Origin of the sequence: Nostoc edaphicum CCNP1411 (assembly GCF_014023275.1) — a bacterium.
Classification (GTDB): domain Bacteria; phylum Cyanobacteriota; class Cyanobacteriia; order Cyanobacteriales; family Nostocaceae; genus Nostoc; species Nostoc edaphicum_A.
The window spans coordinates 1867882-1880999 of the sequence record NZ_CP054698.1; the positions used below are offsets into that span (position 1 = coordinate 1867882).

The window sequence follows — 13118 nt, forward strand, 5'->3', positions numbered from 1 at the left end:
ATCCTATCGCGGTGTAGGCAGGGGGAGAAAGAAAAATCACAACAACATCGTTATTCGTTTGACCATATTTGGTTAACCAAAACGGGTTTCTGTTTAGGCATCAACTGTTTGCCAAATTTGGCGTAGAGAGCAGGAATAACCAATAAAGTCAAAGCTGTAGAAGTAAATAAACCGCCCAAAACTACAATTGCTAAGGGTTGCAGAATTTCATTGCCGGCTCCACTGGCGATCGCCAAAGGCAGCATCCCTAGCGCAGAAGTGAGTGCAGTCATCAGAATGGCGTTCACTCGTTCTAGAGAACCGTTGACAATCACATCTTTGAGGGGCATTCCCTGAGCAAACTTGTTGTTGTAGTTGTCTACCAACAACAAGCCATTGCGGACAGCAACGCCGAATAGGGTAATGAATCCAATCAAAGAAGCGATCGAAATCACACCGCCACTCAAAGCAATGGAGATAATACCACCTACTAAAGCCAAAGGCAGATTGAGCATGATGGTGATCGTCGCGGAGAGCGATTTAACGGAGAAGAACATCAACACAGCAATCGCGATCGCTGCCAGGATGCTAAACACCAGGAGATTATTAGTAGCACGCTGCTCCGATTCAAACTGTCCACCGTACTGGATGAAGTAGCCATTAGGGAGTTTGATTTTCTGTTGAATTTGGGATTGAATATCACTAACAACACTGCCCAAATCGCGCTCGGCAACGTTTGCCGAAACGACAATCAGCCGTGACACGTCTTCCCGATTCACAACATTCGCTCCCATACCATAGTCTACTTTGGCTACAGCACCCAGTTGGATGGTTTGACCAGTTGGGGTAGTGATGGGAATAGCGCGAATGGCATCTAAACTATTGCGGGCTTTCTCGGTCAAGGAGATAGAAATATCAATAAGCTGCTGATTTTCTGCCACTTGCGATACCACACGACCATTTAAAGCAGTTTCCACCACGTTTGATAACTGCTCCATATTCAATCCATAGGTTGCGGCAGCCGTGCGATCGTAATGGATTTGTACCTGACGAATGGGTAGTTGGGGTTCAAGCTGCAAATCTACAACACCAGCGATGGGCCCAATCACATCTCGCACTTGTTCGCCAATCTTTCGTAGTTCAATTAAATCCGGGCCAAAGATTTTCACAGCGATCGCACTTCTCACCCCCGACAGCACTTCATCCATGCGGTGAGAAATAAATCCACCAATGTTAGATGCTACACCAGGCAGTTTATTGAACTCTTGCCGCAATTGTTTAATACTGCCTTCGCGGTCTTGGAGGGCGCGATCGCTCAGTTCTACGTCCACATGAGCCATACTCACTCCCGCCCCATCTGCATCTCCTGGAGCGCGTCCTGATCGCACTTGCACCCACTCATACAAAGGATTATCTTTGAGCGCACTGGACAGTGCTATCCCAGCCCGATTGGTCATATCTAGGGAAACACCCGGAAATAAAACCATTGAATTTACCAATGATTTCTCCTGAAATTCGGGCAGAAACACCCGTCCGAGGGAGGGAACGATGGCACTTGCAGCAACCAAAGCTGCAAGTGCTACACCCAGAATGATTTGGGGCAATCGCAGCGATAGATTTAACAATGGACGATACAATCGTTCTGCCCAACGGGAAATGAATGTACCTTCTTGCGGTAGGGTTTGGTTTGCCAGCAGAATTGCACACAGGGCAGGTGAAAGGGTCATGGCCACCAAAGTAGACGCGCAGATTGAGAGCAAATACGCCAAACCCATCGGTGCAAAAATATTGCCCTCAACACCTGTCAAACTAAAAATTGGTGCAAACACGACTACGATGATCACCGTGGAAAAAATCACGGCTAACCGCACTTCCACTGACGTATCATACACCACCTCGAAGGGATGCTTCGGGTTGCCCTGCGCCTGATTAGTTCGCAGTCCCCGATAGCAGTTCTCCATGTCCACGATTGAGTCATCCACAACTGAACCAATGGCTACGACTAAACCGCCCAAGGTCATGGTGTTAATGCCCAAGCCAAAAGCTTTCATGAACATTAAGCCAATTAACAGCGACAGAGGAATCGCACTCAGAGTAATTACGGCGGTGCGCCAATTCATTAGAAATAACAGCATAATCACCGACACGATGATGATGCCTTCAATGAGAGAACTGCTGACATTACCAATAGCAGTATCAATAAAGTTAGATTGTCGGAATGTTCGCGCCACCTGCACATCAGGGGGAAAGTTTGCTTGCAAGGATTGCAGCACCGCTTCTACTGCTTTTGTTACTGTGGGGGTATCGACATCAGGCTGTTTGTTAATCATCATCACCACAGCCGGCTGCCCATTAAAACTAGCATCCCCCCGCTTTAGTGCCGCACCCGTTTGTACTTCCGCCACATCTTTGAGCAAAATCGGTTTACCATCTTGCACCTTGACCACAGATTGCTGCAAGTCTGCAATTGATTTTACCTGCCCAATACCGCGTACCAATAGTTCTTGACCACCACCAATTAAGAATCCACCAGGAGCGTTAGAATTTGCACCTTTGGCAGCATTGGTAACTTCAGTCAGGGAAACATTGAGCGATCGCATTTTTTCTGGATCAACTAACACTTGTTCCTGTCGTTCATCCCCACCGTAAACGGTGACTTGGGTGACTCCCGGCACAGACAAAATTTGGTTGCTCAGGGTGCTATCCACCAGACGGCGTAAATCCATCAGCGAGGTTTTCCCCTGCCCATTCACAGTAAAGGCATACTGTAAAATCGTACCCAACGGCGATGCTAACGGTGAAATTTCCGGTGGATGCACCCCTTCAGGTAACTGATTTGTCACCTGTTGGAGTCGTTCTGTCACTGATTGCCGCGCTTTGTAAATGTCGGCATCCTGGTCAAAGACCACCTGCACCATAGATAGTCCGACTTTGGAGGAAGAACGCACCGTAGTCACCCCCGGCAAACCATTCACCGCGCTTTCAATCGGCACGGTAATTTGTGATTCTACTTCCTCTGGAGTTAGTCCAGTTGCTTCGGTGTGAATATCCACTTGGGGGGGCGCAAATTCAGGAAAAACGTCCAGTGGCATCTGAGTGACAGTGAATACTCCCCACGCCGTCACTAGAATCGCACAAATAACTATAAACCAACGCTGGGTAATTGAGTTTTTGAGAATCTGATTGAGAATAGAATTAAACATCTCAATTAAACGCCTCCCTTGTTCTTGCGATTGCCTGCCATAACAGCGATCGCTCCGCCGACAAGCACGACTCCACCACCGACACCTGCTAAGATACCCATCGGGAATCCGCCCGATTGCTGAGTTGTTTCACCAGCCTGTGAGACGAGATTACCGCTAGTATCATGGCTATGAGGTATTCCTTTAGCATCTGCTTGAGCATGGGCTGTATCAGTTTTTTTAGGAGTGGCGATCGCGGCTGGACTGGTTGCTGTATTGGCGGTTTGAGTTTTACGCGATTCAGCATAGAGCGACAAACTACCTTGAGTAACGAGCTTTTCCCCAACTGACAACCCTTTGGTAACAGTGATTAGTTCGCCCTTGGTCGCGCCAGTTGTAATTTCTACTGGCTCATAAAAATTCTTATACTCCACAAAGACTATCTGTTTACCGTTGGCATCAACCAGTGCCGTCACCGGAATCATGACACTAGCTCCAGATTTGGCAGAGGAGGCGATCGGCGTGACAACAATACCTAACAGTTGATCGGTTTGAGTATTGACTTTCACGCGATTAATGCCACCCGTTGCTTGAAATTCATCACCATGTCCAGTGTGAGCAAATACAACTGTGGGCGCACTGATAATTAAACTGGCTGCCAGAATGGAACTCACTACCATAAAAGGTTTCATAATCACTCCTCACAATGGATACTGAATTAAACAAAAGTTCTCCATAGTTTGCCAAAGGGCAGATGAAATCCAGGTGAAATGGCAGATGTTTTTGTAAAATCAGAGCTTGATGGTTGATTCCTTGGAGTGATGCGAATTTTACTGGTGGAAGATGAAGCGGATTTGGGACTGGCAATCAAGCAAGTCTTAATTAGCGAAAAATATGTGGTGGATTGGGTGACAATTTCTATATAACACCAAGGAATATACGGGAAAATTCCATATAATTCTCCCATGAAGGGTAGTTATACGGAAAAATTCTGTACAATACCCAGATAGCAATGTAAAAAAGAAGTTTTCCGTATATTCAGACAGGAGTTCGTTGTAATGCTTGATATATTAGGATTGAGAAAAAGATTATACTGAAAGTTTCCGTATAATAAGCTGGACAGTCATGCTCACGTAATTAGGAGTAATACATACAAAGATATGCCCAGAGGTGGCTTGGTCATCTATTTGGTTAAAATGTAAAGAGAATAATCATGCCTACTTCAATCCAATATCCATATCTATGCAAATTACCCTTAACCTTGATGAATCGCTTCTCAACGAAGCTTTTCAACTGACTAACCTCACAACCCAAGAAGAATTGATGAATCTTGCTCTACAAGAATTCGTGAGATCGCGCCGTAAGAAAAACCTTCTCGACCTTGCGGGACAGATTCAATTTGCCCCAGATTTTGATTATAAAGCCCTACGTGAAACTCGTCATGTTGCTGATTGATACATCTGTGTGGATCAGCGTCTTCCGTGATCGCAGTGGTCAAGTTCGCCAGAAGCTTGAAACCCTGATTGCGAATCGCCAGGTACAACTCACTCGGTTCACCCAGCTTGAATTGTTGCAAGGTAGTCTGAATGAGCAAGAGTGGACTCTCCTCTCTACTTATCTTGAAACACAAGACTACGTTGAACTCACGCCTTCTTCGTGGCAAGAGGCTGCACGTATCTACTACGACTTGCGCCGCCAAGGGCTTACCGTTCGTAGTCCAATCGATTGCTGTATTGCTCAAGTGGCACTGGAAAATAATTTGCTTTTGATCCATGATGATCGTGACTTCGAGACCATTGCTCAAGTGCGATCTCTCCAACACCTTCGTTTTCAGCCTTGAATCATCTAATCGTACTTAAGACAGTCAAAAAGTTCTCCATAGTTTGCCAAAGGGCAGATGAAATCCAGGTGAAATTGCAGATGTTTTTGTAAGATCAGAGCTTCATGGTTGATTTCCCTGGAGCAATGCGAATTTTACTGGTGGAAGATGAAGCAGATTTGGGACTGGCAATCAAGCAAGTCTTAATTAGTGAAAAATATGTGGTGGATTGGGTAACAGATGGCACTCAGGCATGGCTCTGTCTTGAAAGCCAGTGGACAGACTACACAGTTGCTATTGTTGATTGGCTACTGCCCGAAATGTCGGGATTACAGTTATGTCAGAAGCTCAGACTACACCAAAATCCCTTACCAGTGCTGATGCTGACTGCTTTAGGTCAGCCGGAAAATCGTGTAGCAGGGCTGGATGCGGGGGCTGATGATTATTTAGTCAAACCGTTTGTAATGGAAGAATTGCTGGCACGGTTGCGCGCCCTTCAGAGGCGATCGCCTCAACTACAACCATCCACGCTGACTGTTGCAGGTTTTACTCTGGATACAGCAAACAATGTCCTACGAGTGAATTCAGATGGATCTACGCCCCTAGTCATTTCCTTAACCACCAAAGAATTTCAGCTACTCATGTATTTGATGCAGAACCCCAATCGCATCATTCCCGGTAGTAAATTGCGTCAACAACTTTGGGACATGGATGAAGAACCGATTAGTAATGTAGTTGCGGCGCAAATGCGCTTACTACGTCGCAAGTTAGCAAATCATGGCTGTCCCTGCCCGATTGAAACTGTTCCAGGTGCTGGCTATCGCTTTAACTCCCAACTTCATTCTCAACCATGAATAGCTACTCACTTTTTCGGCGCAGTCGTCTGCGGTTAGCCCTTTGGTATGCCGGAGTTATGGGCGTGATTTTGAGTGTTTCTGGCTTGGGGATGTATCGCGCAACGGTACAAACAAACTGGGCAGCAATGGAGCGCGAAATTGAGTCAATTGCTGGAACTTTACACGATAGCGTCGAACCACTGTTACCGCCGTCCGAAGAACCGACTGCTGTGCTGCAACAAATTTTTCCCGATCTTTGTTTGAGTGGACAACCTTGCAAGGCTACCCCGACGCTGATTCAACGGCACACCATCGGCATTAGCGATCGCACCACATATTATATTCGGCTGTTCAATCATCAAGGGAAACTCCTGGCTTTTTCACCCAATCAACCCCTATCTCTGCCACCAACTCTCAACCGCACTTCATGGCAAACCTTTCGCACGGCTAACGGCATTCGCTATCACCAATTCACCACGATTTTGCATAGTGCCAATACCCATGATCTAGCTGATGAAGCCAATGCTGATTCATCCTGGGGCTATTTGCAAATTGGGCGCACTTTAGAACATTTTGATGCGGAAATCAGCCGAATTCAATGGATTATGGCGATTGGTTTGCCTATTGCTCTGAGCTTGGTTGCTACTTCCAGTTGGTGGCTTTCAGGATTAGCAATGCAGCCGATTTACAAGTCCTATCAGCAACAGCAACAGTTTACCGCTAATGCTGCCCATGAATTGCGATCGCCCCTCGCCAGCCTGTTGGCAACTGTAGAAGCTATCCTCCACATACCGCAATCAAATCAACAAGATATGCAAATGATGCTTCATACTGTTGAACGGCAGGGGCGGAGGTTGAGCTATTTGATCGCTGACTTACTCTTGTTGACCAGTTTGGAGCAAAATTCACTTGAGCAAAATTTAGGGGCAAAACCTTTTCAGCCCTGTTGCTTAAATGATTTGGTGAGCGATTTGACCGAAGAATTTTTAGAGCTGGCCACTGCTGCTGATATTAACTTAACCTGCCAAATTCCCACTTGCGAGGTTTATGCTCTAGGTAACGAATCGCAACTTTACCGTTTAGTGTCAAACTTGATTGCCAATGCCATCCAGTACACACCCAGAGGGGGATATGTAACTGTTAGCTTAGTCAAGAGTGATTACACTGTTGTCATTGCGGTGAAAGATACGGGTATTGGGATTGGGCTTGCTGATCAGGAGCGAATTTTTGATCGCTTTTACCGTGTTGATAGCGATCGCTCTCGTAAAACCGGAGGCACAGGATTGGGGCTAGCAATTGCTCAGGCGATCGCCCAAAAACATCAAGCGCATCTGAAAGTTGAAAGTCAGGTGGGAAAAGGTAGTATTTTTACGCTAGAGATGAAAGTTTTATCTTCTAAATAAATTGGATAATTTATTTTTTGGAGTTCCTTAAAGCTCCCCTTCTAACTGTTGGGCTACCAGTCTGGCAAATAACCCTGATTGGGCAATCAATTCCGAAAAATTACCTACCTGCACAACATTACCAGCGTCAATAACATAGATGCGATCGGCATTACGAATTGTGCTGAGGCGATGGGCAATTACCACTCTGGTAGCATTTAACTTAGCTAAACTTTCAGTCACAATTGCCTGGGTGCGGTTATCCAAAGCACTGGTTGCCTCATCCATCAAGATAATTTTAGGCTTGGAAACAAGCGATCGCGCAATCAATAATCTTTGCCGTTGTCCACCGGAGAGATTACTACCACCCTCAGCGACGATCGTATGCATCCCCATTGGCATTTGCTTGATATCATCAGCAAAACCTGCCATCTGTGCTGCTGACCAAGCTTCTTCTAGAGAAACCAAAGCCCCGGCGGTGATGTTATCAAAAACCGATCCTGTACCGATTTTTCCATTTTGCAGCACCACTCCTAACTGTCTTCGCACAGCCTGGAGTTCCATCTCTGCTAAGTCTTTGCCGTCATAATAGATACTACCTGCCAATGGAGTTTCAAAGCCCAATAACAACCGTAATATCGTTGATTTTCCACTTCCAGAAGACCCAACGATCGCAACAAATTCCCCTGGTTCGGCATGGAGGCTGACATCATTGAGGATTAAGCTGCCATTTTCCGAGTAGCGAAAGCTGACACGATTTAGGGCAATGCGGCCGTTTAATTGACCGGGGTTAACCTTGGTTGAGTCATATTCAGGCTGCGATCGCCAAATCGGTTTTGCTCGTTCCCATATTGGTACAATACTCCAAATTTCCGATACAGTATTGCTCAGGTCAATTACTCCTTTGATAAAAATCGCCAAAGCATAGTTAAAAGCAACGAATGTACCCAGTGTCAGGCGTGTCTGCATCAACAACATAGCAAACCCAAACAGCAGTATAGAACTTACTAAAGGGAGTGCTTCGTTAAATATAGAAATACCATCTTTAATTTCTTGCCAACTCGCCTTCAGTCGGATCTGCTGGCTGTACTTTTTTGCCCAAGCTGCAAATGCACGTTCTTCTGCCATTGTGACTCGCAGCTTGGCAACACCGTTAATTAGTTGGACGGTGAGTCCCTGAATTACGCCATTGAGTTCTTGCTCTTTTTTCGATTTCTTCACCAAGAGGAAACTTGCAACAGTTGTAACCACAGCGGCAAATATTGCTAAACCCACGCCCACAAGCGCTAGTTGCCAACTGTAAATAAACATCAGTACTAAGTTGAATAAGGCAAAAACTCCACTCAACAACGTCCGTTGCGTAGCACCACTGAGTTTTTGATGAATTTCCCTCACCGCCATAACGCGGTTGACTAAATCTCCAGAAGTGTACTGGCGAAAAAAGCTAGGACTTAATCTGAGTAAACGATCCCAGATGGCTGGCTGTAATATGCTATCAGTGGCGCTTTCGACTCTTAGAGTAATAATACTTTGGGCAACTTGAAAAGCTAACTGTCCAAAGGCGACTGCAAACATAACCAATCCGATCTGCCAAAGTAAAGCGCGATCGCTATCGGGAATGGCATGATTGATTAAAATTGCTGTTGCTTGTGGTGCAACCATGCCCAATATTGTGCCCAGTAGCCCTACCACTAAAATACTGGCGATGTCTTTTTCATAACCCTTGACCCCAAACCGTAGCAGGTCGATGGCTTTGAGCGCAACTTGGGGTAACGGTCGATACAGAACGTAGGCTAATGGTGACAGTGTTTTTGCTATTGATTCATTTACAAGTGTCCGAGTCCGCGCTACGGGGTCGAAAATTACATAATCTCGATTATCTGTAGGTAACAACGCCACTGGCTGCTTTTCCAACTGAGTATAAGCTAATATTGCCCCTTGGTCTTGACGCCACCAGCCATCTGCTAAAGTTATCCGGCGGATACGAATGTGTGATGCTTGTGCGATCGCCCCTACAGGGTCTTTAATAGAATTCAAATCCTCTGCTGGTGGACGAATCTCTATTCCCAGCGATCGCCCGACTGCACCAAATGCTACCAATAAGGGCGGCCCTTCCTGAGAAAAAACCGCCTCCTGCTGTGGCTGCAATACTGTTGCTAAGTCAGAGAGTGCCCCCTTTATTACTTGCTGATTAAATTGCTCACGTTCCTGAAATCGCCGAAATTCTGCTTCTGCTTCTTTATTTGCCAGTAAACTGAAGTAGTGAAAGAAATAAGTATGCAAAGTGGCTAAACCTGCCAGGAGTTCCTCGGAATTTTCTAAATCTGCCGTTGGCAACATCTCTCCGATAACCGCATTTTCTGCCTCCAGCCACATATCACTCGTGAGTGGAAACGCTGGTGAGGCAGAATTCAAGGTTAATTCCTCAACTCCCATCCAGTGAGTATTGCCTTGCCGCAACTTCACCCATAGAAGTGTTTGTTGGCTCCACTGTAGCGTTTCACCAGGGGATAATGAAAAATCTCGCCCTAATGTCTGCACAAGGTTTAATGGCGTAGTCAAAACTGTCTGCTGGGCACTAAGAGATTGTCCTAAATTATTTACCCAACCTTCTAAAAGTTCTATGGCTTGAGAGTCAGCCGCCGCGATTCCCTTAACCAAATCAACCATTGACATCTGGCATAATTGGGTGGGTTCAATTGCGATCGCTACAAAATTCCATTGGCTTTGTGCTATTACTTCCGGTAACAAGACTTCACCAGCGTTCACATGAAACAAATAGCGGCGATGCTCCTTTGGTAAACTGTTTTTAACTCTAGTTGCAAACACTGCTAATGTTCCAGACTGAACTATCCAGACAGTTTCTGAATTATCCAACAGTACTGGTTCGTTTGCTTGAAGAAAGTATGGTTTAGGAAGAGAATTCACTGAAGGTAAATCGATATGAGTTCGACGAGTAGAAAAAGATATAAAAAACTATTGTATCCCGGCTGAATATAACAAATTTTTTTTTGATGATAAAATTACGAACTGCTAACCTAAACGATATAGACTTCATCTTTACTCAAGAAACCAGAGATGAATTCAAAGACCTTATCCTCTGCTGGAGTCGAGAAGAACACAGCAGCAACTTACACTGTGCTGACAAACATTATTTAATGATTGAAAATGTTTCAGGAGAAACGCAAGGCTACGCTATTTTGTCTGGCTTACAATCACCGAACCGTAGTATTGAATTAACTCGAATTATCGTTGCTGAACCAGGACTAGGATACGGCAAACGTGCGTTACGCATCATCCTCAAAAAGGTTTTTGAAGACTATAATGCTCATCGTTGTTGGTTAGATGTCTTTGAACACAATCAACGTGCTAGACATGTTTATCAATCAGTCGGCTTTCAAGAGGAAGGAGTTTTGCGAGAAGCCTTGAGGCAAAAAGATAAGTATTCTTCGTTAGTAATTATGTCTATCCTTGAAAACGAATACTTCCAAGAAATCTTCTCAAACTCGATATTATGCCTCTGCCGCGTGAAGTAAGCGAACATAAGTTCCGCCTTGCTGCCATAATTCCTCATGGGTTCCACGCTGCACGATTTTACCTTGCTCTAGCACAATAATTTCATGGCAATCGCGGATTGTGCTGAGGCGGTGGGCTACTACAATACATGAACAACCACGTTGTTGCAAGTTACGGTTAATAATCAACTCTGTTTCTGCATCCAAGGCGCTGGTTGCTTCATCCAGTACTAAGACTGTGGGATTTCTCACCAAAGCGCGGGCAATTTCTAAACGCTGGCGTTGTCCACCACTAATATTCATACCGCCTTCGATTAACTCAAAGTCATATTTTCCAGGCATAGATGCGATCGCATCATGAATCGCTGCATCTTGGCAAGCCTGCACCAAATCAACTTCTGGTACAGTCGAATCCCAAAGAGTGATGTTTTCTCGGACAGTCCCGGCAAATAAAAAGATATCCTGTTCAACCATTGCCAACCAGTTAGCTAAAACAGAACGCTTAATTTGCGATCGCTCTACACCATCAAAGCAGATTTCCCCATCCCAAGGTTGATAAAGACCACAAATTAATTTAGCAACTGTGGATTTACCAGAACCACTCCCCCCCACAAGTGCTATTCTTTGCCCTGGCTTAACAGTCAAACTCAAATTCTCAATCAACGGAGGTTCTACACGACTATAGCCAAAAGTGACATTCCGTAACTCAACATGACCGTGTAATTGCCAGAGAGATGAGGAAGTAATTTTTCCCCCTGCTCCCCCTGCTCCCCCTGCCTCCCCTGCCTCCCCTGCTCCCCCTGCCTCCCCTGCTCTCCGCCTCCCCTCCACTTCCAAATCAACGGGGTTTTGCAATACATCATCAAGGCGGTTTAAATCAGCTTCTAAATCTTGGAGTGTACTGCCGAAATTAACGAGGCTATTAACTGGCTCTAAAAAACTCAGTGTTAAACTTTGATAGGCTACCAGCATTCCAATACTGAGATTGCCCTTCATTACCTGTAAACCACCAACCAGCAAAATAGAAGCTGTGGTTAGGGCTGTCAAAATTGTAGGTAATGTGGTGAGAATTTGAGTTTGTAAACCTAATTGTTGTTGGGCGTTCATGGCTTTAGCATAATAACCCGCAAACCGAGCAAATAAATCTGACTCCAGCCCAGAAGCTTTGATGGTTTCTATCGTTTGGATGCCGCTAATCGTTACTCCACCCACTTTGCCATATTCCTGAGCTAGGCGCATATTTGTATCTACACGAGTTTGCGATAAAAATAGGAGGGCGAGAATGTTGATTAAAGCAAAACCGACTGCGATCGCACTCAGCAATTGGTCATACTGAATCATGATCAGCAGATAAAATATCATCATCACCGCGTCAATTACTGTGGTTGCCAAAGGCCCTGAGAGTACTTCTGCCACCCGGTCATTAAGTTGCACCCGGCTACTAATTTCCCCAGCAAAGCGTTGATCGTAAAACCCAATGGGCAATCGCAGGATATGCCAGAGAAACTGTCCTGATGTGCTGACTGATAACTTAACCATTAATCGCCGCAGGTAGGTAAGCCGCAATCTGGCAAGGAATGCTCGCAATAAAGTCGTTAACAGCATTCCTAACAGCAAAGGTCGTAACCAATCTTGCCGATCTTCGATTAAAATCTCATCGATAAATACCTGAGAAAAGGCTGGTACAGCTAACCGAGGCAATGTTAGTAATAACCCCGCAAGCAAGCAAAATAAGATAGTAACTCGTGAGTTTTGTAAGCGGCTATTTAAGGCTGAGACAATGTGATTTTTTTTGCCTCCCTTCTGAAAATCCGCTCCTGGTTCCATTGTCAGCACAACACCCGTGTATGCGCGATCGAACTCTTCCCAACTCACTGTTCTGCGACCATTGGCAGGATCGTTGAGGTAGACACGTTTTTTGCTATATCCTTCTACTACGAGAAAATGGTTAAAATTCCAAAAGGCAATGTAGGGAAGACGGGTAGTTTTGACGTTTTCCAGAGACAGTTTTAAACCTTTAGCATTGAGTCCATAGTTTTTGGCAGCTTTGAGGATATTAAAAGCTTTACTTCCATCCCGCGAGACACCGCATTCTTCACGCAGTTTAGCCAGTGGCACAATCCGCCCGTAATAGCTCAGAATTATTCCTAAAGCAGCTGCACCACATTCGACCGCTTCCATTTGCAAAAGTGTAGAAGTGCGGACACGATTTAATAATTGGGAATTGGGCATGGGGCATAGGGCATGGGGCATGGGGCAAGAACTTGAAAGTTGAGCTTCTGAGGGTGGAAGTTGAGCTTCTGAGGGTGGACGTTGAGCTTCCGAGGGTGAAAGTTGAGCTTCTGAGGGTGAAAGTTGAGCTTCTGAAGGTGGAAGTTGAGCTTCTGAGGCTGAACGTTCAAGTT

The 13118-nt window shown here is 45.4% G+C and carries 9 protein-coding genes; 5 read left to right on the forward strand and 4 right to left on the reverse strand.

The features are described from left to right. Nucleotides 1-50 precede the first annotated feature (50 nt). Together HUN01_RS10485 and HUN01_RS10490 are read right to left on the reverse strand one after the other, a co-directional pair. Nucleotides 51-3182 (reverse strand): efflux RND transporter permease subunit, encoded by a 3132-nt coding sequence (locus tag HUN01_RS10485; RefSeq protein WP_181931217.1) that lies wholly within the window; start codon nt 3180-3182, stop codon nt 51-53. A 5-nt stretch (nt 3183-3187) separates the two neighbouring features. Then, a complete protein-coding gene (locus HUN01_RS10490) occupies nt 3188-3853 on the reverse strand; it encodes a permuted SH3 domain-containing protein (protein WP_181931218.1) in 666 nt (221 codons plus the stop codon). 478 nt (nt 3854-4331) lie between these two features. Here HUN01_RS10490 and HUN01_RS10500 point away from each other — a divergent pair, with 478 nt between their 5' ends. From HUN01_RS10500 to rppB, 4 genes are all read left to right on the forward strand, one after another. Beyond that, nucleotides 4332-4616, forward strand: a complete 285-nt coding sequence (locus tag HUN01_RS10500) for a type II toxin-antitoxin system VapB family antitoxin (protein WP_238846142.1) — start codon at nt 4332-4334, stop codon at nt 4614-4616. Further along, nucleotides 4591-5001 (forward strand): type II toxin-antitoxin system VapC family toxin, encoded by a 411-nt coding sequence (vapC, locus tag HUN01_RS10505; RefSeq protein WP_238846144.1) that lies wholly within the window; start codon nt 4591-4593, stop codon nt 4999-5001. Before HUN01_RS10500 ends, vapC begins: the two co-directional genes overlap by 26 nt. Before the next feature lie 125 nt (nt 5002-5126). Beyond that, entirely contained in the window at nt 5127-5834 is a 708-nt protein-coding gene (rppA, locus tag HUN01_RS10510; RefSeq protein ID WP_181932643.1) for a two-component system response regulator RppA, read from the forward strand. Further along, nucleotides 5831-7219, forward strand: a complete 1389-nt coding sequence (gene rppB, locus HUN01_RS10515; RefSeq protein ID WP_181931219.1) for a two-component system sensor histidine kinase RppB — start codon at nt 5831-5833, stop codon at nt 7217-7219. The genes rppA and rppB overlap by 4 nt, the downstream gene beginning before the upstream one ends. A gap of 27 nt (nt 7220-7246) precedes the next feature. On the opposite strand, the gene HUN01_RS10520 is transcribed toward rppB, so the two are convergent. Beyond that, nucleotides 7247-10126: an NHLP bacteriocin export ABC transporter permease/ATPase subunit gene (locus tag HUN01_RS10520; RefSeq protein WP_181931220.1), complete on the reverse strand. Its 2880-nt coding sequence runs from the start codon at nt 10124-10126 to the stop codon at nt 7247-7249. Between the two features lie 86 nt (nt 10127-10212). Here HUN01_RS10520 and HUN01_RS10525 point away from each other — a divergent pair, with 86 nt between their 5' ends. Further along, on the forward strand, nt 10213-10734 hold the full coding sequence (locus HUN01_RS10525) for a GNAT family N-acetyltransferase (protein WP_181931221.1): 522 nt from the start codon (nt 10213-10215) through the stop codon (nt 10732-10734). Here the strand turns inward: HUN01_RS10525 and HUN01_RS10530 are convergent. Beyond that, entirely contained in the window at nt 10711-12966 is a 2256-nt protein-coding gene (locus HUN01_RS10530) for an NHLP family bacteriocin export ABC transporter peptidase/permease/ATPase subunit (RefSeq protein ID WP_181932644.1), read from the reverse strand. The genes HUN01_RS10525 and HUN01_RS10530 overlap by 24 nt on opposite strands. Nucleotides 12967-13118 lie beyond the last annotated feature (152 nt).

What these genes read in the sequence shown, in the direction of transcription:
- HUN01_RS10525 (WP_181931221.1), top strand. Translation starts at nt 10,213, where the DNA reads ATGATAAAATTACGAACTGCTAACCTAAACGATATAGACTTCATCTTT.
- rppB (WP_181931219.1), top strand. Translation starts at nt 5,831, where the DNA reads ATGAATAGCTACTCACTTTTTCGGCGCAGTCGTCTGCGGTTAGCCCTT.
- HUN01_RS10490 (WP_181931218.1), bottom strand. Translation starts at nt 3,853, where the DNA reads ATGAAACCTTTTATGGTAGTGAGTTCCATTCTGGCAGCCAGTTTAATT.
- HUN01_RS10530 (WP_181932644.1), bottom strand. Translation starts at nt 12,966, where the DNA reads ATGCCCCATGCCCTATGCCCCATGCCCAATTCCCAATTATTAAATCGT.
- HUN01_RS10485 (WP_181931217.1), bottom strand. Translation starts at nt 3,182, where the DNA reads ATGTTTAATTCTATTCTCAATCAGATTCTCAAAAACTCAATTACCCAG.
- rppA (WP_181932643.1), top strand. Translation starts at nt 5,127, where the DNA reads ATGCGAATTTTACTGGTGGAAGATGAAGCAGATTTGGGACTGGCAATC.